The organism is Bradyrhizobium genomosp. I (2014) (assembly GCF_000261685.1).
In the GTDB taxonomy this organism is placed as follows: Bacteria; Pseudomonadota; Alphaproteobacteria; order Rhizobiales; family Xanthobacteraceae; genus Bradyrhizobium.
On the sequence record NZ_AJQE01000267.1, the window covers coordinates 1 to 18102 of the forward strand.

Annotated in this window: 26 protein-coding genes; 13 read left to right on the forward strand and 13 right to left on the reverse strand. The window is 63.9% G+C overall.

The window, feature by feature from the left end:
* From IC50_RS24685 to IC50_RS24690, 3 genes are all read right to left on the reverse strand, one after another.
* The coding region (locus IC50_RS24685) for a HAMP domain-containing protein (RefSeq protein ID WP_035710901.1) at positions 1 to 1722 on the reverse strand (1722 nt) is incomplete at its 3' end.
* Between the two features lie 67 nt (positions 1723 to 1789).
* On the reverse strand, positions 1790 to 1939 hold the full coding sequence (locus IC50_RS41450) for a hypothetical protein (protein ID WP_157461051.1): 150 nt from the start codon (positions 1937 to 1939) through the stop codon (positions 1790 to 1792).
* Positions 1940 to 1980: 41 nt separating this feature from the next.
* The gene (locus tag IC50_RS24690) at positions 1981 to 2493 is read right to left on the reverse strand and encodes a DUF4142 domain-containing protein (RefSeq protein ID WP_035710852.1); all 513 of its coding nucleotides are present in this window, start codon (positions 2491 to 2493) and stop codon (positions 1981 to 1983) included.
* A 93-nt stretch (positions 2494 to 2586) separates the two neighbouring features.
* Between IC50_RS24690 and IC50_RS24695 the strand changes: the two genes are divergently transcribed.
* The 3 genes from IC50_RS24695 (at position 2587) to IC50_RS24705 (ending at position 3307) form a co-directional block, all read left to right on the forward strand.
* Complete coding sequence (locus IC50_RS24695) at positions 2587 to 2781, forward strand: hypothetical protein (RefSeq protein ID WP_035710854.1); 195 nt, start codon at positions 2587 to 2589, stop codon at positions 2779 to 2781.
* A 26-nt stretch (positions 2782 to 2807) separates the two neighbouring features.
* The gene (locus IC50_RS24700; RefSeq protein WP_157461053.1) at positions 2808 to 3032 is read left to right on the forward strand and encodes a hypothetical protein; all 225 of its coding nucleotides are present in this window, start codon (positions 2808 to 2810) and stop codon (positions 3030 to 3032) included.
* 71 nt (positions 3033 to 3103) lie between these two features.
* The gene (locus IC50_RS24705) at positions 3104 to 3307 is read left to right on the forward strand and encodes a hypothetical protein (RefSeq protein ID WP_035710905.1); all 204 of its coding nucleotides are present in this window, start codon (positions 3104 to 3106) and stop codon (positions 3305 to 3307) included.
* Between the two features lie 144 nt (positions 3308 to 3451).
* Here IC50_RS24705 and IC50_RS24710 read toward each other — a convergent pair whose 3' ends face one another.
* Positions 3452 to 3700, reverse strand: a complete 249-nt coding sequence (locus IC50_RS24710; protein WP_035710907.1) for a hypothetical protein — start codon at positions 3698 to 3700, stop codon at positions 3452 to 3454.
* Between the two features lie 171 nt (positions 3701 to 3871).
* Here IC50_RS24710 and IC50_RS42590 point away from each other — a divergent pair, with 171 nt between their 5' ends.
* Positions 3872 to 4030 (forward strand): hypothetical protein, encoded by a 159-nt coding sequence (locus IC50_RS42590; protein WP_193374152.1) that lies wholly within the window; start codon positions 3872 to 3874, stop codon positions 4028 to 4030.
* A 148-nt stretch (positions 4031 to 4178) separates the two neighbouring features.
* On the opposite strand, the gene IC50_RS24715 is transcribed toward IC50_RS42590, so the two are convergent.
* The 6 genes from IC50_RS24715 to IC50_RS24740 all read right to left on the reverse strand — a co-directional run bounded on the left by IC50_RS24715 (position 4179) and on the right by IC50_RS24740 (position 7643).
* Positions 4179 to 4664, reverse strand: coding sequence for a hypothetical protein (locus tag IC50_RS24715; protein ID WP_035710858.1), 486 nt, complete (start codon positions 4662 to 4664; stop codon positions 4179 to 4181).
* Positions 4664 to 5011 (reverse strand): DUF3147 family protein, encoded by a 348-nt coding sequence (locus IC50_RS24720; protein ID WP_035710859.1) that lies wholly within the window; start codon positions 5009 to 5011, stop codon positions 4664 to 4666. Before IC50_RS24720 ends, IC50_RS24715 begins: the two co-directional genes overlap by 1 nt.
* Positions 5008 to 5592, reverse strand: coding sequence for a phosphatase PAP2 family protein (locus tag IC50_RS24725; RefSeq protein WP_035710909.1), 585 nt, complete (start codon positions 5590 to 5592; stop codon positions 5008 to 5010). Before IC50_RS24725 ends, IC50_RS24720 begins: the two co-directional genes overlap by 4 nt.
* 78 nt (positions 5593 to 5670) lie before the next feature.
* Positions 5671 to 6561, reverse strand: coding sequence for an SDR family oxidoreductase (locus IC50_RS24730; protein ID WP_193374153.1), 891 nt, complete (start codon positions 6559 to 6561; stop codon positions 5671 to 5673).
* 224 nt (positions 6562 to 6785) lie between these two features.
* The gene (locus IC50_RS24735) at positions 6786 to 7337 is read right to left on the reverse strand and encodes a DUF4142 domain-containing protein (protein ID WP_035710862.1); all 552 of its coding nucleotides are present in this window, start codon (positions 7335 to 7337) and stop codon (positions 6786 to 6788) included.
* A 78-nt stretch (positions 7338 to 7415) separates the two neighbouring features.
* Positions 7416 to 7643, reverse strand: a complete 228-nt coding sequence (locus tag IC50_RS24740) for a hypothetical protein (RefSeq protein ID WP_035710864.1) — start codon at positions 7641 to 7643, stop codon at positions 7416 to 7418.
* A 144-nt stretch (positions 7644 to 7787) separates the two neighbouring features.
* Here IC50_RS24740 and IC50_RS24745 point away from each other — a divergent pair, with 144 nt between their 5' ends.
* From IC50_RS24745 to IC50_RS24755, 4 genes are all read left to right on the forward strand, one after another.
* On the forward strand, positions 7788 to 8162 hold the full coding sequence (locus IC50_RS24745; RefSeq protein WP_035710868.1) for a PRC-barrel domain-containing protein: 375 nt from the start codon (positions 7788 to 7790) through the stop codon (positions 8160 to 8162).
* A 25-nt stretch (positions 8163 to 8187) separates the two neighbouring features.
* Positions 8188 to 8346, forward strand: coding sequence for a hypothetical protein (locus IC50_RS42595; RefSeq protein ID WP_193374154.1), 159 nt, complete (start codon positions 8188 to 8190; stop codon positions 8344 to 8346).
* 186 nt (positions 8347 to 8532) lie between these two features.
* Positions 8533 to 9687, forward strand: a complete 1155-nt coding sequence (locus IC50_RS24750; RefSeq protein ID WP_035710913.1) for an HlyD family secretion protein — start codon at positions 8533 to 8535, stop codon at positions 9685 to 9687.
* Positions 9684 to 11303, forward strand: a complete 1620-nt coding sequence (locus IC50_RS24755; protein WP_035710872.1) for a DHA2 family efflux MFS transporter permease subunit — start codon at positions 9684 to 9686, stop codon at positions 11301 to 11303. Before IC50_RS24750 ends, IC50_RS24755 begins: the two co-directional genes overlap by 4 nt.
* A gap of 168 nt (positions 11304 to 11471) precedes the next feature.
* Here the strand turns inward: IC50_RS24755 and IC50_RS24760 are convergent, their stop codons facing one another.
* A complete protein-coding gene (locus tag IC50_RS24760) occupies positions 11472 to 11936 on the reverse strand; it encodes a winged helix-turn-helix transcriptional regulator (protein ID WP_035710876.1) in 465 nt (154 codons plus the stop codon).
* 154 nt (positions 11937 to 12090) lie between these two features.
* Between IC50_RS24760 and IC50_RS24765 the strand changes: the two genes are divergently transcribed.
* The 5 genes from IC50_RS24765 to IC50_RS24785 all read left to right on the forward strand — a co-directional run bounded on the left by IC50_RS24765 (position 12091) and on the right by IC50_RS24785 (position 17191).
* Positions 12091 to 12828, forward strand: coding sequence for an SDR family oxidoreductase (locus tag IC50_RS24765; RefSeq protein WP_035710880.1), 738 nt, complete (start codon positions 12091 to 12093; stop codon positions 12826 to 12828).
* Between the two features lie 64 nt (positions 12829 to 12892).
* Complete coding sequence (locus IC50_RS24770; protein WP_035710883.1) at positions 12893 to 13894, forward strand: NAD(P)H-dependent flavin oxidoreductase; 1002 nt, start codon at positions 12893 to 12895, stop codon at positions 13892 to 13894.
* Positions 13895 to 14003: 109 nt separating this feature from the next.
* Positions 14004 to 14423, forward strand: coding sequence for a hypothetical protein (locus tag IC50_RS24775; RefSeq protein ID WP_035710886.1), 420 nt, complete (start codon positions 14004 to 14006; stop codon positions 14421 to 14423).
* Between the two features lie 118 nt (positions 14424 to 14541).
* Positions 14542 to 16107, forward strand: coding sequence for an alkaline phosphatase D family protein (locus IC50_RS24780; protein ID WP_035710890.1), 1566 nt, complete (start codon positions 14542 to 14544; stop codon positions 16105 to 16107).
* 265 nt (positions 16108 to 16372) lie between these two features.
* Positions 16373 to 17191 (forward strand): aldo/keto reductase, encoded by an 819-nt coding sequence (locus IC50_RS24785; RefSeq protein WP_035710893.1) that lies wholly within the window; start codon positions 16373 to 16375, stop codon positions 17189 to 17191.
* Positions 17192 to 17252: 61 nt separating this feature from the next.
* Here the strand turns inward: IC50_RS24785 and IC50_RS24790 are convergent, their stop codons facing one another.
* Positions 17253 to 17483: a hypothetical protein gene (locus tag IC50_RS24790; RefSeq protein WP_035710896.1), complete on the reverse strand. Its 231-nt coding sequence runs from the start codon at positions 17481 to 17483 to the stop codon at positions 17253 to 17255.
* Between the two features lie 94 nt (positions 17484 to 17577).
* Positions 17578 to 18030 carry a hypothetical protein gene (locus IC50_RS24795; RefSeq protein WP_035710899.1) on the reverse strand — a complete coding sequence of 151 codons (453 nt, stop codon included), beginning with the start codon at positions 18028 to 18030 and terminating at the stop codon, positions 17578 to 17580.
* Between the last annotated feature and the right edge of the window lie 72 nt (positions 18031 to 18102).

The following is an 18102-nucleotide window of genomic DNA, read 5'->3' on the forward strand; positions in this document are numbered from 1 at the left end:
GTCGGTGAGGTCCTTCCAGGTGCCGGCCACACCGGGCACCTGAGCCTGGCCGCCGAGCTTGCCCTCGGTGCCGACCTCGCGCGCCACGCGCGTCACTTCCGAAGCGAACGAGTTGAGCTGGTCCACCATGGTGTTGATGGTGTCCTTCAGCTCCAGGATCTCGCCGCGCACGTCCACGGTGATCTTGCGCGAGAGGTCGCCGCGCGCCACGGCGGTGGTGACGTTGGCGATGTTGCGCACCTGTGCAGTCAGGTTGCCGCACATGGCGTTGACGGAGTCGGTCAGGTCCTTCCAGGTGCCGGCGACGCCGAGCACGTTGGCCTGGCCGCCGAGCCGTCCCTCTGTGCCGACCTCGCGCGCCACGCGCGTCACTTCGCCGGCGAAGGCGTTGAGCTGGTCGACCATGGTGTTGAGCGTCTCCTTCAGCTGAAGGATTTCGCCGGATACGTTCACCGTGATCTTCTTCGACAGGTCGCCGCTCGCGATGGCGCTTGCGACGTCGGCGATGTTGCGAACCTGCGCGGTCAGGTTCGAGGCCATGAAGTTGACGTTGTCGGTGAGGTCCTTCCAGGTGCCGGCCACACCGGGCACCTGAGCCTGGCCGCCGAGCTTGCCCTCGGTGCCGACCTCGCGCGCCACGCGCGTCACTTCCGAAGCGAACGAGTTGAGCTGGTCCACCATGGTGTTGATGGTGTCCTTCAGCTCCAGGATCTCGCCGCGCACGTCCACCGTGATCTTGCGCGAGAGGTCGCCGCGCGCCACGGCGGTGGTGACGTTGGCGATGTTGCGCACCTGTGCAGTCAGGTTGCCGCACATGGCGTTGACGGAGTCGGTCAGGTCCTTCCAGGTGCCGGCCACGCCCGGCACGATCGCCTGGCCGCCGAGCTTGCCGTCGGTGCCGACCTCGCGAGCCACGCGCGTCACTTCGGAAGCGAAGGAGCGGAGCTGGTCCACCATCGTATTGATGGCTTCCTTGAGCTGGAGGATCTCGCCGCGGACGTCCACCGTGATCTTCTTGGAGAGGTCACCGTTGGCGACCGCGATCGTCACCTCCGCGATGTTGCGAACCTGGTTAGTCAGGTTGTTCGCCATCGAGTTGACGCTCTCGGTCAAGTCCTTCCAGACGCCGGTCACCTCAGGCACCTGGGCCTGTCCGCCGAGCTTGCCTTCGGTGCCGACCTCGCGTGCCACGCGCGTGACCTCGGAGGTGAACACGCCCAGCTGCTTGATCATGGTGTTGACGATGTTCGCCGACTGCAAGAACTCGCCGCCGAGGGGGCGGCCATCGACGTCGAGCTTGACGGTCTGCAGCAGGTCACCTTGTGCGACGGCGGCGACCGCGCGCGTCACCTCGCGCGTCGGCCACAGCAGGTCGTCGATCAGCGTGTTGACGGAACCTTCCATGTCGGCCCATGAGCCTGAGGCGAGGCCGAACTTCACACGCTGGCGGGTCTTGCCTTCGCGCCCCACCACCTGGCCGACCAGCTCGAGCTGCTGCGCCATGCGCTGGTTGGCGGCGATGATTTCGTTGAGCGTGTCGGCAATCTTGCCGTCGATGCCGAGATAGTCGCCGCTCATGCGCACCGAAAAGTCACCGCTGCGCATCGCCTGCAAGGCGAGCAGAAGTTCCGCCCGGGAATCCGGCTCCGACGTACCGTTGGTTTTTGGCTTTGGGACGCGACGACCGGAGCGTGATGCAGTTCCGGGATCGAGGTCGCTCATACTGATTCCCCCGCAGGCATCGGCCGAATCCGCGGCACGACGCGTTTGGTCGAAATGAAATAGAGCGTCAGCCAAATTCGAAATCAAGCGCCAAGGTGCGGCGCGAGGAAATGGAACCCGCTTTGCTCAGCCCGGCCGAAACAACGATGATCCGCCCAATTGGTTCCATGCCATCAGAAGGAAAATGCCGTCGCCGGCCCGCTGCCTGCACGTCCATCCCGGCATCCATCCTTCGGAACGGAGCACCGAGCCTGACGGCTATTTGTCCGCCATGGTACGCTCCGCGTCCCTGACCTGTGAGCGCAACATCGGGAGCTGTTCGCGCGCGAACGCTGCGAGCGTAGCGTTGTCGGGCGCCTTCAGATAGCGCTCGAGAAGTCCGATGATCGATTCATACTCGGGAATCTGCGCGGCATAGAAGCTTCTGACGTAGGTCGGACCATCCGACATTTCGGGCGCGACGAGGCTCGCGGTCGAGGATGAGGCCTTGCCGGCGCGTGGCTCCGCGCCAATTGCCTCCTGGACCTCTTGCAGACTCTTGTCGCGCTTGGCCGCTTCCTCTGCGCGCAGGGCGGCGAGGTTCTTGACCTCCGCGTTGCCCTTGAGGTCGGTGTTCTCAAGAAGCCCCTGTTGAAATCGGCTGAAGTTGTAGGCGCCGCTGATAACCTCGATCGCAGTGGGTGGCCGTTCGCCAGGGCTTCGCTCGCCGGCACTGTCGGCAAGCGCCGCGGTGTTGATGAATGCCAGGATGATCGCGGCAAGAACTCGCATCGATATCAATCACGGACGGCGTGCGAAGTTCCCTGATTATTACGATCCGGTAAGCGGCTTGCGACGCGGAAGTTCCGTCCCCACGTCCTCCGCATGAAGCAGTCTGACATCTTCAGGGATAACGCCGACAATTGTCTTCAGCTTGCCGAGCGAGCCGACGGACAACCCGCCCACAAGCGCTATTCGCGTATGGCCGACGCCTGGACGGCGCTCGCCAACGAGCAGGATTGGCTCGATGGCGAAATCCCGCCCGTCGCGGTCCACGCTGCTCCAAAGCGAAACGAGTGAGCCCCCTCGTCCTCGTGAATCTGCGCGTGAGACTGCTCACGGAAGGCAAGCGACTGATCTGGGATGGTCCGGGAACCGTCGATCGCGTCGATTTCCGGTTTCAGAAGGAGGTTTTGGCGATGGCTCCACGTCTGGCTCTTCTTTCCCTCATTCTCGCCTTCGGCGTCTCGGTGGCGTTCGCGACGGTGACGACGGTGCGGCAGGTACATCTTGAAAACGCATCTGCCGCCGCCCACGCGGTCCGCAGCTAGCAACTGCACCGGAACATTCGACGCAGCAGTGCGTAAGCGCTCCGAGACTTCACGAGAAGCGAGAGCCCATGATGGCCCATTCCGACCAAGGTATCGTCAAGGACGAGCGCGCGGAGGAGCAGCCGCGAGACAAGAAGCGTGCACAGTCCGTGCACAAGACGGATTGGAAAGGTTCGCCCTCGCGTGAAGCGACGCGCGATCCCAAGCTGAACGACAATAGCAAGACGCCAGGCTCCGGCGCCATGCCGGACGGCTCGAGCGATGCGACGGGCTAGTTCTCACGAGGAACGAATTCCCGCGCGAAGAGTCGACGGACTGCTTCCGATTGTCATGCCCCGGTGCGCTGGAAGCAATCTCCAGGGACGGCCCTGGCACCCACTGTGCCAGGGCCGTTTGCTTGTGGGCGGGACTCCTGTGGGTCAACTCTCGGTGTCGCTCTCCGGATCCCCCTGAGTATGTCCATCAGGTCCGCGGCCGAAAACGCCGAAGCTGCTCGACTTCACGCCGGCGGCCGCGTCGATGCCCGCAGCGGCGAGTCCGAATTTGAGGAGTTCGCGGACTGCTGCCGCCCGCGTCGGCATTCGGTGTCTGAACCGGAAATCGTCAATGGTGGCCAGTTCTTCCGGTGAGAGCATGACCTGAAGGCGCTCGGCGCGAAGGTCGTTCATGGCGATCACGCAAATTGAGTAGGTTTAGCAGTTTACTCAACGAACAAAGTTGGCAAGAGTTCCGCCAGAGTCGGCAAGGTCGTCAAATGAGTAAAAATAGTCAGTAAAATCAGTAAGTTGCATTGAAACAGATCCTGCCTTGGCGCATTCTTTCCGAAAGGGAGAGAGGCCATGACGGACGAAGTCAGGTTACCCCGCAAGCTTTCCGAAGAGCCCGAGGCGCCCGGGCCGGTGCGGCCAAGCCACCAGAAGGTCATCGAACAGGTCGAACGCTGGGCCAACAGCCCGGGCCTGCAGCCACCGAGGACGGAAGATGCGAAGACGATCTGAGCCACACACATTCGAACAACGTCTCGATGCGCAGAGGCTGCGGCTTGAGAATGAGCTTACCGGCCTGCCGGATGGCGAGGAGCGGAACTCCGTTCTTGCCCGGCTCGATCAGCTTCAGACCGCTGCCGAGATGTATGGCTTCCTGATGCTACGTGAAGAGGCCGCGGTCCTTCGCTGATCGTTCGCCGCGTGCGGGCCGGATGCGGCGGGAGGTGATGCGAAGCGTTCGCCTCAGCCACCACGCCGATACCGAGATGGTGGTCCAGACCAGAATTGCGGCGGCGAATGCACCGATGACGCTCATCGAAACCAGGGCGTAGAAAGTAACGGCGAACGCGGCAAGACCGATGCTTCCAAGGCCGGCCCCCGCAGCGTCCAGCGCTGCGGCCTGCTGGCCGCGTCTCCGTCCGCTGAAGCCGGCGTTCTCCTTGGTGCGGCGCGCGTGGCTTTCGATCAGCGTTGCGCTGGCGCAGAAGATGGCGGGGAGGGCAAGGAAGAGTCCGCCGGTCGAGGTGCCGAGGCGTGCACCGACAATCCCTGCGAAAACCGTTGCTCCCCCTCCGAGCAGGAAGCGTACGCCGTACTCGTACCAGCGTGTCTGCTTCAGAGCGGATGACGACAGCTTGATCAGCATCAGGCGGCGCCTCCCAGGCCTGCAAGCAAGCCGAAGGCAACAGCAAGCCACACGACGAGAGCAATGATCGTGGCGGGAAGGGCCGCGAGGTAAAACCTCATCAGCAAATGACAGACGACCACGCTGTAGCAGGCGAGCGCAACGGCACCGTAGATCATGGTCCAACTTTCGGCCGCTGCATAGGCGGGGCCGTGCTGGATGACGACGATCCCCAGCGTGGCGAGTGCGACCGAAGGCGCCGCGCCCAGGAGACCGGCGAAGCTTTTGGGCCTGAGCATGTCGCCGAGGATCGAAAACATCGAAACGATGACGCCGCCGGCGATGAACCGCAGGACATATTCGGTCATCGCGCAGCCCGTGACTTTGCGCGCTCGCGGGGTGGTCCGGTCAATGTCCACGGTCGAAGCAATCGTTCGACCGCCGCGCCGAGTGCGAAGCCCGCGGCGACGTCGCTGGCCCAATGTGCGAGCAGCGCAACACGTGTCAGCGACAGCGCGACCGCAATCGCGCGCACCGCGCGGCGTCGCGCCGGCGGCAGCAGGCCGGCCGCGGACGCCAGCGCGCCCATGTGAACGGCATGGCCGGACGGAAAGGCATCGCGCGGCTTGCCAGAGAGGGGAACACCATGCCGATGGCCGACAATTGTCAGCCGGTCGGGCCTGGTCTGGTCGAACACCAATTTGAGAAGATGCGGTACCACCGCCGTTGCCAATGAAGCCGCCAGGATGTGATTGGCGATCGGCTGCTTCGCTGGCTGGCGTAGCCGGACATAAAGCCAGCCTGCTGCGGCGAGAGAGAGGAGCACATACTCGTCGGCCCCCCAGGTCATCGCTTCCGCGGCATCCTCGAGCCCGGACCTCGTGTGGGCTGCGATCTCGCCGGCGATCACCGTATCGATCCGTGTCGGTTTGACTGTTAAAGGCGCCATCGATTCGCGACCGGCGAAGGTTTCTCCATGAAAGATGTCCAAAGCCCGGAAGCCCGCGGAGTTCCTGAGCGCGGTGCGCTACGGCTGTCCCGATCCACCGGAAGAGCCATACACCTGCCCGGTCGCATAGCTGGCATCGGCCGCCGCAAGCTGCACATAGATCGAGGCAAGCTCGGCGGGCTGACCTGGACGCTTGAGCGGCGTCATGCCGCCGAACTTCTCCAACTTTTCCATCGAGGCGCCACCGGAGACCTGAAGCGGCGTCCAGATCGGCCCCGGTGCCACGCCGTTGACGCGGATGCCTTTCGGGCCGAACTGCTTGGCGAGCGACTTGACGTAATTCATCGTCGCCGCCTTGGTCTGCGCATAGTCGTAGAGTTCCGGAGACGGGTCGTACGCCTGCTCGGACGTCGTGCCGATGATGCACGCGCCGGGCTTCAGATGCGGCAACGCCGCCTTGATGATCCAGAACGGGGCATAGATATTCGTCTTCATGGTCGCGTCGAAATCCTCCGAGGAGACGTCAAGAATCGACTCGCGGCTCTGTTGCCGCGCGGCGTTGCAGACCACGATGTCGAGACCTCCGAGCCCTTGCCGGGCCTGCTCGACCAGTTGCTTGCAGAAGTTCTCGTCGCGGAGGTCGCCGGGAATGGCGAGCCCGGTGCGTCCTTCCTTTTTGATCAGCGCAATCACCTCTTGCGCGTCGGGCTCCTCGTTCGGGACATAATTGATGGCGACGTCGGCACCCTCGCGCGCATAGGCGATCGCGGCGGCCCGACCCATGCCTGAATCACCGCCGGTGATCAGCGCCTTTCGCCCGGCGAGGCGTCCCGAGCCCTTGTAGCTGGTTTCGCCATGATCCGGGCGCGGCTCCATCTTGCCGGCGAGGCCAGGCCAGGGCTGCGACTGCTTCCTGAACGGCGGCTTCGGATAGCGGGTGACGGGATCGACGAGGTTCTGCTCGGCCATGTCAGTGTTTCCTTTCACTGTCGAGGACGCCAGCGAAGCCGCGGCAAGCGTTGCGCTCGCCGCGCGCACGATGTGCCGGCGGGATATTGAGGTCTTGCCTTGATGCGCCATGATTGCCTTGATGCGCCATGAGTGGTCTCCGCGACTTTGCAGTCTCAACCGGCGGAGAGGCGCATCGTTGCCAATGCGAGGACGCCGGCGGGGGCGGCGTCCTCGAAGGATATTTACTTCGACTGTCCGACGCTCGGCGCCTTGCCGAGCTCCTTGGCCATGGCGAGGTGGTGCTTCAGCGCCGGCAGCGTCTTGCCGGCCCAGTCTTTCAGCGCGGAATTGTCGCCGCCCTTGGCGTAGCGCTCGAACAGCGAGACGGCGTCCTCATGGGCGCTGACCTGGTAGGAATTGTAGTCCGAGCTGAAATCCTTGCCCGAGGCGTTTTTGAGCTTGTCGAGCTTGCTCTGGTGCGAGCTGTCGAGCGCCGTCGGCAAGGTTGCCCGAACCTTGCCGTCGCCCACCAGGCTTTTCAGTTCGCCGCTGGTCTTGGTGTGATCGGTCACCATCTGCTGAGCGAATTTCTTCTCCTGCGCGCTGCCCTTCTGCGCGGCCAGCTTGCTCGACTCGATCTCGAACATGTCGCTGATGGCGACCTCCTTGACGAAGTCGGCAGTGGTTGGCGCAACGCCGAGCGCCGAATTGACGCCGGTCTTCTCGCCCAGCGACTGGGCGAGTGCGGGGCCTGCAAGAAGTACGCAGGCGAATGCGATGACAGCACGTTTCATGGTCCGGTCCTCTGGAATGATTGCGCAGCCGCTTGCCGCGCACTTCCTTGCGCCAACCCGTTCTCGGGGCCGAGGTTCCTAATCCGTCGGATGGCGTCCGGTGCGCGGATTGATCGGGTCAGTCGGCTTGCGGCGCAACCGCTCCGGCAGGAACGGCTCGGCTGGCGAGGCGGACGGTTCGGCGCGCACATCCGCGTGGCGCTGCGCGCGCTCGTGCGGCGTCTGGTTGCTGCTGATCTGATACTTCACATCGACGCCATCCACGGGATCGTTGACGCCATGCTGGATGTCTCGAAAATCGCTCATGGTTCACCTCATTCCCTGTTCCTCATGCGAGACGTTGAAAACATCGTCTTCCCCGCGATGTTCCTGTTTGGTCGCGGGGTGCTTTCTGGAACGAACACCCCTTTACGCAAGTTGATTTGCGCATTGGCTGATTGGAGAATTGATATGCTGAATCAAGGTGAACTGGATCGAACCGAGACGGGCCGGCTGATCGGCAGCGACAAGGTCGAGGGAACATCGGTCTATGGCGCCGACCGCAGCCGGATCGGTTCGATCGAACGCGTGATGATCGACAAGGTCAGCGGCAAGGTGTCCTACGCCGTGCTCGGCTTCGGAGGCTTCCTCGGTCTCGGCAACGACCACTATCCGTTGCCCTGGCAGTCGCTGAAATACGATACCGATCTCGGCGGCTACGTCACCGGCATCACCGCCAAGGCGCTGGAAGGCGCGCCGAAATACGGCGAACGCAGCGACTGGAACTGGGACGATGATGCCGCGATGCGCGGCGTCAATGCCTATTACGGCGTTCCCTTCGCCTGAGACGCTTCGTGGAAAGGAGAACCGGATGAGCAAGGAACGGCCCACCGACGATCCCAGGCATCAGAATGACTGGGGATCGCACGCTCAGACGAACAAGCCCTGGAAGGGCAATCCGGAGAAGGAGCAGAAGCCGCACGAGGCAAAGCCCGACCTCGAAAAGTGGCAAGAGACCAAGACGCACTGAGCGGACGGCGAAAAATCGAAATGAGCGCGGCACGAAGGGTGTCGCGCCTTTTTGAACAGTGCATTCGGGAATGACAGCGGTGCTCCCGAAGCCGGAACCATGTTTTGACGTTGCAGTTTGGCTCGCGGCGCGTGAGCTCGCCTCGACCGCTCCGGCGTCGGTTCATTGCCGAGAAAGGTGATCGCCGTGGATGCTCAAGCCCGGGAGCGCGATCCGTCCGCCGAGCAGCCGCAGAGGGCGAAGGAAGCTCCCAGCGCGTCGCCTGACCAGACCCGCAACGCCCGCGATCCGAAGCCGGCGAAGACACCATCGTTGCGCGAACGGTTTCGCGAGCATTGGCTGCTCGCAACCGTCGGTGCCGTTGCGCTGACCGCGGCCCTCATTGGCGGTCTGCTCTACTGGCTGGAGGTGCGCCACTACGAGTCCACCGACGATGCCTTCGTGGCCGCGCGCAGCTTCTCCGTGGCTTCGAAGGTCGGTGGCTACGTGACGGACATCCCGGTCACCGACAACCAGCACGTCAATGTCGGCGATCTCCTCGCCAAGATCGACGAGCGCGATTATCGCATCGCCGTCGATGAGGCCACGGCCCAAGTCGCGGTCTCGAAGGCCAATATTGACAATGTCGAGGCGCAGATCGTCTCGCAGCAGGAGCAGATCAAGGAGGCCGAGGCGCAGCTCGAACAGGCGCAGGCTCGGCTCCGGTTCTCGCAGGAGGAGTTCAAGCGCGCAGAGGAGTTGGTCGAGAAGGGCGCTGGCACCGTGCAGCGCGAGCAGCAGACCCGGTCCGATCTCCAGGCGCAGCAGGCCAATACCGAGCGCGCCAAGACTGCGGTGACGGCGGCGCAACTCGGCATCAAGACGCTCCAGGCGCAACTCGAAGGGGCCAAGGCCCAGCTCGATCAGTCGCAGGCGCAACTCGACCGAGCCAAACTGAACTTGCAGTACACCAGCGTCGTCGCCGTCCAGTCCGGTCGCGTCGTCAAGCTATCGGGCGCCAAGGGCACCTTCGTGACCGCGGGGCAGAGCCTGATGATGTTCGTGCCCGACGAGGTCTGGGTCGTCGCCAACTACAAGGAGACCCAGCTCAGGGACATGCGGCCCGGCCAGCCGGTGGAGATACGCATCGACGCCTATCCGGGCCTCAGGCTGACCGGCCATGTCGATTCCGTGCAGCCGGGCTCCGGTACCGCGTTTAGCCTGCTGCCGGCCGAGAATGCCACCGGCAATTACGTCAAGGTGGTGCAGCGCGTGCCGGTGAAGATCGTGGTCGACAATTGGCCGGCGGATTTGCCTGTCGGTCCCGGCATGTCGGTCGTGCCCTGGACCAGGGTGCGATGACGGACGCCGTGGAAGGCGGCGCCTCGGCCGGGGGATGGTCGCCGGAGCGCTCGGCGGCAGGGGGGCACAATCCCTATTTGATTGCCTTCGTCGTTTCGATCGCGACCTTCATGGAGGTGCTCGACACCACCATCGCCAATGTCGCGTTGCGTCACATCGCCGGCAGCCTCGCCGTCGGCATCGACGAAAGCACCTACGTCATCACCAGCTATCTCGTCGCCAACGCCATCGTGCTGTCCATCTCGGGCTGGTTGTCGACCGTGATCGGCCGCAAGCGCTTTTACATGATCTGCGTCGCGACCTTCACCTTCGCCTCGCTGCTCTGCGGGTTTGCATGGAATCTGGAGTCGCTGGTGCTGTTCCGCATCCTTCAGGGGCTCGGCGGTGGCGGCATGGCGACCAGCGAGCAGGCGATCCTTGCGGACTCGTTTCCGCCGCACAAGCGCGGCCAGGCGTTTGCGATCTACGGCGTTGCCGTCGTGGTGGCGCCGGTGATCGGCCCGACGCTCGGTGGCTGGATCACCGACACCTACACCTGGCACTGGGTGTTTCTGATCAACGTGCCGATGGGGCTGCTCTCGCTGTTCCTTGTCGGCACGCTGGTCAAGGAACCGTCGGGAGCGGAAGAGGAAAGGGAGAGGCTGCTGAGCAAGGGGCTTCGGGTCGACTATATCGGCTTCATGCTCGTCGCGATCGGTCTCGGCTCGCTCGAATTCGTGCTCGACGAAGGGCAGCGCAACGACTGGTTCGGATCGAACATGATCGTCTTTTTCGCGGTGTTTGCGGCTGCCTCCCTGGTTGCGCTGATCCCGTGGGAGCTGACGCGCGAGGATCCGATCGTCGATTTGCGGCTCCTCGGCGGCCGCCAGTTTGCCGCCTGCTTCATGGTGATGCTTGCCACCGGTGCCGTACTGATCTCGACCACGCAGCTCCTGCCGCAACTGCTCCAGACCGAGCTGAATTACACGGCGCTGCTGGCAGGTCTCGCGCTATCCCCCGGCGGCATCGCGACCCTTGTGCTGATGCCCGTGGTCGGCCGTCTCGTCAGCACGGTACAGCCGAAGTATCTCATCATGTTCGGCGCGGCGATCGTTGCGTTCTCGATGTGGCATCTCACCGGGCTCACCGGCGACATCACTTATGGTTATGCGGCGCTGTCGCGCATCTTTCTGGCGCTCGGTCTGCCGTTCCTGTTCCTGCCCGTCACGACCGCGTCCTATGACGGCGTGCCGCCCGACAAGACCAACCAGGCCTCCGCGCTGATCAACGTCGCCCGCAACATCGGGGGATCGATGGGCGTGGCGCTGGCGCAAACCGTATTGGCGCAGCGCCAGCAATTCCACCAGAGCCGCCTGATCGAGCACGCCGCGCCGTCCGATCTCGGCTACCAGCAGACCATCGACGTCATGACGCGCTATTTCCAGGCGCAAGGCTCGAATGCGAGCGATGCGGCGGCACAGGCAGTTGCCTGGGTCGGCCGCACCGTGCAGCAGCAGGTCGATTTCCTCGCCTATATCGACGTGTTCTGGACGCTCGCCATCATCGCATTACTGATGATCCCGACGGCAGCCGTGCTGCGCCCGATCAAGCTGGGCGCGCCGACGCGGGGGCATTGAGGCAAGACCCCTCCCACTCCCGTCATTGCGAGCTAACGTGTCCGCGCGACGCGCGGCCCGATGACGGTCCCCACGAAGCAAATCCAGACTGCTTCTGCGGAAGGACTCTGGATTGCTTCGTCGCAAGGCTCCTCGCAATGACGGTGTTGAGAGGGGTGCCCGCCTCACTCACCCCACCGCTTCCTTCTTTCCCGGTCCCGGATGCACATGCACCTGTTTCGCATGCAGCGGCTCGCCACATTCCGAGCACACCATCACCGGATCGAACTGCTTGCCGCAAATCTTGTGCTCGTGCAGCAGCGGGCGGCCGCGCTCGTCCCCCATGTGGGTGTCGCCCCAATGCACCATTGCCATGATGATCGGATAGAGGTCGAGCCCCTTCTGCGTGAGGATATATTCGTAGCGTTTGGGCGCCTCGGAGTAGGGCACGCGGCGCAGGATGCCGAAGCGGACCAGCTTCTTCAGCCGCTCCGAGAGCAGGTGCCGCGTGATCTGGAGCGACGACTGGAATGCCTCGAACCGGCGCACGCGCAGGAAGCAGTCGCGCAGGATCAGCAGTGTCCAGCGATCGCCCACCACCGCGACAGTGCGGGACAGTGAGCAGGTCTCCTCGTCCAGCGTTTCCCATTTCATGATCCGGTCTCCGGCTCAGTCAGTCAGAAAAAGGAACTGACTTGAATGATCAGTGCAATTTCAATTTCAACGTAGCATCCAGGCTGGGTATTTGACAGTTCTATTTTAGAACGATAGCCTTCCCTCAATCAGGCCATCAGCGGAGGAGGCGACTTTGCCCAAGCGAAATGCGACAGCCGCCGTGATCGGCGCCGGAGATTTCATCGGCTCGGAGATCGCCAGGAAGTTTGCCGCCGAAGGTTTCTCGATCTATGCCGGCCGCCGCAACGGCGACAAGCTGGCGCCGCTGGTGAAGGACATCGAGGCCTCAGGCGGCGAGATCCACGCACGCTCGCTCGATGCGCGGAAGGAGGATGAAGTGATCTCCTTCCTCAACGACGCCGACAAGCATGCGCCGCTCGAAGTCTGCATCTTCAACGTCGGCGCCAACGTCAATTTCCCGATCCTCGACACCACCGAGCGCGTCTTCCGGAAGGTCTGGGAGATGGCCTGCTATTCCGGCTTTCTCGCGGGCCGCGAAGCGGCGCGGCTGATGCTGCCGCGCGGCGGCGGCAACATCTTCTTCACGGGTGCGACCGCAAGCTTGCGCGGCGGCAGCGGCTTTGCCGCCTTTGCCAGCGCCAAGTTCGGCCTGCGCGCCGTGGCGCAGGCGATGGCGCGCGAGCTCGGGCCGAAGAACATCCACGTCGCCCATCTCATCATCGATTCCGGCGTCGACACCGAATGGGTCCGCCAGCGCCGGCTCGAGGCGCTCGGGCCGAATGCGCTCGACGATCCCGACCTCCTGATGCCGCCGTCGTCGGTCGCGAACGCTTACTGGCAGCTTTACCAGCAGCCGAAGAGCGCCTGGACCTTCGAGATGGAGATCCGCCCGTTCGGAGAGAAATGGTGACCGCGGCACGCAGCTGCGGTTAAACTGATTCCAGCGCCATGCAAAATTCCGGGAGGAGAACTAAGTGAAGACCGCGATCACCGAACTGTTCGGCATCGAGCACCCGATCATTCAGGGCGGCATGCATTTCGTCGGCTTTGCCGAGCTGGCCGCTGCCGTCTCCAACGCCGGCGGGCTCGGCATCATCACCGGTCTCACGCAGAAGACGCCGGAATTGCTCGCAAAGGAGATCGCGCGCTGCCGCGACATGACCGACAAGCCGTTCGGCGTCAACCTCACCTTCCTGCCGACGTTCTCGGCGCCGCCCTATCCCGAATACATCGCGGCCATCGTCGAAGGTGGCATCAAGGCGGTGGAGACTGCAGGCCGCAGCCCGGAAGCCTACATGCCGGCGCTGAAGGCGGCCGGCATCAAGGTCATCCACAAATGCACCTCGGTGCGCCATTCGCTGAAGGCGGAGCGGATCGGCTGCGACGCCGTCAGCGTCGACGGTTTTGAATGCGGCGGACATCCCGGCGAGGACGACATCCCCAACATGATCCTGCTGCCGCGTGCGGCGGAAGAGTTGAAGATCCCGTTCGTGGCCTCCGGCGGCATGGCCGACGGACGCAGCCTGGTCGCGGCGCTGTCGCTGGGCGCGGCGGGCATGAACATGGGCACGCGCTTCATCGCCACCAAGGAAGCGCCGGTGCATCAGAACGTGAAGAACGCGCTCGTTGCGGCGACCGAGCTCGATACCCGCCTGATCATGCGGAGCTTGCGCAACACCGAGCGCGTCCTGAAGAACGCCAATGTCGATCGTCTGCTCGAGATCGAGCGCGAGAAGGGCGACAAGCTCACGATCGACGACATCCACGACCAGGTCGCGGGCGTCTATCCCAAGATCATGCTCGATGGGCAGATGGACGCCGGTGCCTGGAGCTGCGGCATGGTCGCAGGCCTGATCCACGACATCCCATCCTGCAAGGAACTCATTGATCGCATCATGGGCGAGGCGGAAACCATCATTCGCAGCCGCCTGATGGGGTTCCTGGACGGGACCGCGGCGACGCGGAAGGTCGCCTGACGCCGTCAAACTTCTTAACCACGGCGGCATTTGACCGCTGGAATTGCGCGTGACGCCTCCTAAATAGGGGTAAATTACCCCTTTGATAAATCGATTTCAGGAGGCGTCCGTGGTCCTGAAAAGCGTTCCCTTCGCAATTGGTCTTGCCCTCGTCGTCGCAGGGGGCGGCATTGCGCGCGCCGATGACTACAAGCCTGACGAATATCTGGGCCTCGATCTCTCCAAGGCCGTGCTGTCGCCGAAGCGACTCGGTCCGGAGACGCAGTTCGCGCCGGTTGCACTCGAAGCGCGCGGCGGCAACGAGGCGCAGGCTCGCGTTGCGCCCATCGACGTGCCGAAGAAGGTTGCCGCCGAACGCGTCCGTGCGGCCGAGCCGAAGACCACGCACGCCAGGAGCGCGCAGGCGCGCGGCGCAGCCCGCGCGAAGCTTGCGCGCCGCCACGGCAATCCGCTCGACGCGCAGGCGATGGACACCCGCATCCAGACCTGGCCATGTCGCTCCGGCGGTATCTGCAACTGGAAGCGCTAGTCGAGGCCAAAGTCGTCATCCCCGCGTCGCAAAACCGTAGGCGCCGAGTCAAGAAACCGTAAGCTGGAAGTCAAGGAGCGCAGGCACCTTCCGTCGTGATTCGACGAAGGTTTCCTGAATGGCATCGCCCCGCGCTGCGCGCGCATGGACCCGGCGGCAGTTCCTGGTCCGCTCCGCCTCCAGCCTCGCCATTGCCTCGCTTGCGACGCCCTCCATCAGCCGCGCCGCTGACCGCCCGCAGATCGCAAGCGGCATCCAGTCCGGCGATGTCTCCGACGGCTCGGCCGTGATCTGGGCGCGCGCCGACCGGCCCGCGCGGATGCAGGTGGAATGCTCGACCGTCGAGAGCTTCAGGACGATCATCGCGTCAGCCTGCAGCGATGCGCTGCCCGACGCCGATCTCACCTCAAAACTGCTGCTGAACGATTTGCCTCCCGGGCAGGACATCTTTTACCGGCTGCGCTTCGACGACATTGCCGCCGGTGCCGCCGGCGAAAGCCGCATCGGCCATTTCCGCACCGCTCCGGTCGCGGGCCAGTCGATCTCGTTCCTGTGGTCGGGCGACACCGCGGGGCAGGGCTGGGGCATCGACGTCTCGCGCGGCGGCTATCGCAGCTATCGGACCATGCTCGATGGCCGTCCGGATTTCTTCATCCACTGCGGCGATCACATCTATGCCGACTGCCCGATTCCATCCGAGCTGAAACTGCCGAACGGCGAGACCTGGCGCAATGTCGTGACTGAGGAAAAATCGGAAGTCGCGCACACGCTGGCGCAGTTCCGCGGCAACTACAAATACAACCACCTCGACCAGCACTTCCGCGCCTTCCACGCCGAGGTCCCGATGTTCGCGCAATGGGACGATCACGAGGTCACCAACGACTGGTCACCGGTCGGGAGCCATGACGAGGCCGGTTACGAGGACGACGGCACGCCGCGCCTGGTCGCGCGCGCCCGCCGCGCCTTCTTCGATTTCATGCCGATCCGCGACGTCGGCGCGCGAAAAGGACGCGTCTATCGCAAGATCGCCTACGGCCCGCTGCTGGACGTCTTCATGATCGACATGCGCAGCTACCGCGATGAAACCTGGAACAAGGGTGATGATCGCCGCGGCTGGATCCTGGGCGCCGAGCAGCTCGCTTGGCTGAAGCGGGAGCTCGCCGCCTCCCGCGCGACCTGGAAGGTGATCGCGGCCGATCTGCCGATCGGCCTGATCAGCCTGGATGCCGTCGCACTCGGCGACGGGCCGCCTGACCGGCGCGAGCACGAAATCGCCGATCTGCTCGCTTCCATCAAGCGCGCCGGCATCCGCAACATCGTCTGGCTCACTGCCGACATGCACTACACCGCCGCGCACTACTACGATCCGAGCAAGGCGCAATTCCAGGATTTCGAGCCGTTCTGGGAGTTCGTCTCCGGCCCGCTGCATGCGGGCAGCTGGGGAGCCGGCGAGCTCGACGACACGTTCGGCCCGGTCGCGATGTACCAGCGTGGCTGCAGCGCAGCGCAGGGCGAGAATCTGGCGCCGTGCTTCGGCTTGCAATTCTTCGGCAGGGTCGACATCGATGGTGCAACCGGCGTGATGAGGGTGACCCTGAAAGACGTCGACAATCGCGACCTCTGGTCGGTCGACATCGTGCCGCAGCCGCAGGCACGACCGGCTATGGTGGCGCAGCATTCGTGAGGGACGGTCGCACTGAGCCCTGATCGTCATGCCCGGGGCTTGTCCCGGGCATCCACGATCTTTGTGCCGCGGGGCAAGGCGCGGATGGCCGGGTCAAGCCCGGCCATGACGATGGGGAAGCATCGCGCGCCCCAAAGCTAACCCGATCTTGATTGGCCGCCCGGCGCCGCCCGCGCTATGGTCGCTACTCCCACCGCTTCCTTTCCATCATCAAAGAGTCTGTCACCGCGCGTCCGGCGGGATGAATGACGTCAGGAGCTGTTTCATGGACCATCTGAAAACACAGGGCATCAGCCTGCCCAAGCTCGGCCTCGGTACCTTCCGCATGCAGGGCGATGCCTGCCGTGCTGCGGTCGAGAGCGCGCTGTCGATCGGCTATCGCCACATCGATACTGCCGAGATGTATGCCAATGAGGAGCCGATCGGCTCGGCCATCGCCTCGTCCCGGGTGCCGCGCGGCCAGCTGCACGTCACCACAAAAGTCTGGCACGAGAACCTCGCCCCCGACGCGATCCGGCGTGCCTTCGATGCCAGCCTGAAGAAGCTCAGGCTCGACCATGTCGATCTCTATCTCGTGCACTGGCCGTCGAAGTCCGCCAACTGGGGTGCGGTATTCGAGACCCTGATGAAGCTCAAGGAGGAGGGGCGCACGCGCGCCATCGGTGTTGCCAATTTCACCACGGCGCTGCTCAAGGTCGCGGTCGAGGACATCAAGGCGCCGATTGCCTGCAACCAGGTCGAATATCACGCCATGCTCGATCAATCGAAGGTGCTGGCCTATCTCCGGGCCAGGTCGATCCCGCTCGTCGCCTATTGTCCGCTGGCGCAGGGGCGCATCGCCTCGGATCCGGTGCTGGCCGAGATCGGCGCGAGGCACGACGCAACCGCCGCGCAGGTCGCGCTGAAATGGCTGCTCGACCAGGACGGCGTCGCCGCGATCCCGAAGGCCTCGCGCCGCGAGAGCCAAAAGGCCAATCTCGACGCGCTGAAGATCACGCTCGACGATGCCGACCGCAAGAAGATCGCCGCGCTGGCGAAGGACACGCGCTGCGTCAATCCTGCCTTTGCGCCGGCGTGGGATTAGCTCGATCGCTCAGGCAATGGAAATGGCCCCGTGAGGGGCCATTTCCGAGTTGCGTTGCGCATTAGTCCCAGTGGTGGTGGCGGTGGCTGCGCTTGATCACGACGACCCTGTCGCCACGATGGTGCCAGCCGCGATGCCAGCCGCGATCATGATGCATGTGGTATTCCGCGCGGGCGCCGTACGGGCCGTGATGATGACCGCGCTTGATCACCACCGTCTCTGCGCTTGCCAGCGTCGGCGCTGCGATCACGAGCGCACCGAGAGCTGCAGCCACATAACCAAGCTTCTTCATATGTCCTCCTCCAATCGAATGCACATCTAAACCGCAGATTTACGCGAACGTTCCGGAGGAACTGCGGGAGATTTCTGAATGGCTGTTCAGGTCGTCAATCGCAGCGTTGCTGCACTGGGGTCGGCGCGCCTGTCGCGACGTATTTGCCGTCCCTGATCGTGTACTCGCCGCGCTCGCTGCGGTTGTAGATCGCGCGCAGGCTGCCGTCCTTCTGCAAGAGCAGTCCAAACTCGCGCGTCTGACGCAGCGAGGGGAAGAACACCATCACGTTGAGCAGGCCCTCGGCATTGACCGTGGCCGACACCACCTCGTTCTCGTCTTTGGCCTCGCCGAAATTGCGGCGGTACATCACCCGGCCGTCTTTCCTGATTTCGTAAGTCAAGAGCGCACCCTTGTCTCGGTCGGGACGAGCCTTGCAGTCGACCGCCCATGAGCCGAGCAAGCCCCATTGCTCGACGGAGGCGGCCAGCGTCTCGGCACCGGCGATGGAGGTGAACGCAACCCACAGCACCGCAGCCGCGATCCAGCGGCTCCAACAACGCATCATGTCCCGCAAAACCCCGCCTCGAAGGATTTTAAAGCATAGCATCACGCTCGCGGCCGTTCCACGGCAGCCGCC

Coding starts and splice junctions, on each gene's coding strand:
- IC50_RS24760 (WP_035710876.1), bottom strand. CDS start 11,936: ATGAAATGGGAAACGCTGGACGAGGAGACCTGCTCACTGTCCCGCACT.
- IC50_RS24755 (WP_035710872.1), top strand. CDS start 9,684: ATGACGGACGCCGTGGAAGGCGGCGCCTCGGCCGGGGGATGGTCGCCG.
- IC50_RS42590 (WP_193374152.1), top strand. CDS start 3,872: ATGACGGACGAAGTCAGGTTACCCCGCAAGCTTTCCGAAGAGCCCGAG.
- IC50_RS24715 (WP_035710858.1), bottom strand. CDS start 4,664: ATGCTGATCAAGCTGTCGTCATCCGCTCTGAAGCAGACACGCTGGTAC.
- IC50_RS24695 (WP_035710854.1), top strand. CDS start 2,587: ATGAAGCAGTCTGACATCTTCAGGGATAACGCCGACAATTGTCTTCAG.
- IC50_RS24740 (WP_035710864.1), bottom strand. CDS start 7,643: ATGAGCGATTTTCGAGACATCCAGCATGGCGTCAACGATCCCGTGGAT.
- IC50_RS24725 (WP_035710909.1), bottom strand. CDS start 5,592: ATGGCGCCTTTAACAGTCAAACCGACACGGATCGATACGGTGATCGCC.
- IC50_RS24705 (WP_035710905.1), top strand. CDS start 3,104: ATGGCCCATTCCGACCAAGGTATCGTCAAGGACGAGCGCGCGGAGGAG.
- IC50_RS24730 (WP_193374153.1), bottom strand. CDS start 6,561: ATGGCCGAGCAGAACCTCGTCGATCCCGTCACCCGCTATCCGAAGCCG.
- IC50_RS24710 (WP_035710907.1), bottom strand. CDS start 3,700: ATGAACGACCTTCGCGCCGAGCGCCTTCAGGTCATGCTCTCACCGGAA.
- IC50_RS24790 (WP_035710896.1), bottom strand. CDS start 17,483: ATGAAGAAGCTTGGTTATGTGGCTGCAGCTCTCGGTGCGCTCGTGATC.
- IC50_RS24780 (WP_035710890.1), top strand. CDS start 14,542: ATGGCATCGCCCCGCGCTGCGCGCGCATGGACCCGGCGGCAGTTCCTG.
- IC50_RS24690 (WP_035710852.1), bottom strand. CDS start 2,493: ATGCGAGTTCTTGCCGCGATCATCCTGGCATTCATCAACACCGCGGCG.
- IC50_RS24785 (WP_035710893.1), top strand. CDS start 16,373: ATGGACCATCTGAAAACACAGGGCATCAGCCTGCCCAAGCTCGGCCTC.
- IC50_RS42595 (WP_193374154.1), top strand. CDS start 8,188: ATGAGCAAGGAACGGCCCACCGACGATCCCAGGCATCAGAATGACTGG.
- IC50_RS24735 (WP_035710862.1), bottom strand. CDS start 7,337: ATGAAACGTGCTGTCATCGCATTCGCCTGCGTACTTCTTGCAGGCCCC.
- IC50_RS24720 (WP_035710859.1), bottom strand. CDS start 5,011: ATGACCGAATATGTCCTGCGGTTCATCGCCGGCGGCGTCATCGTTTCG.
- IC50_RS41450 (WP_157461051.1), bottom strand. CDS start 1,939: ATGGACGTGCAGGCAGCGGGCCGGCGACGGCATTTTCCTTCTGATGGC.
- IC50_RS24745 (WP_035710868.1), top strand. CDS start 7,788: ATGCTGAATCAAGGTGAACTGGATCGAACCGAGACGGGCCGGCTGATC.
- IC50_RS24795 (WP_035710899.1), bottom strand. CDS start 18,030: ATGATGCGTTGTTGGAGCCGCTGGATCGCGGCTGCGGTGCTGTGGGTT.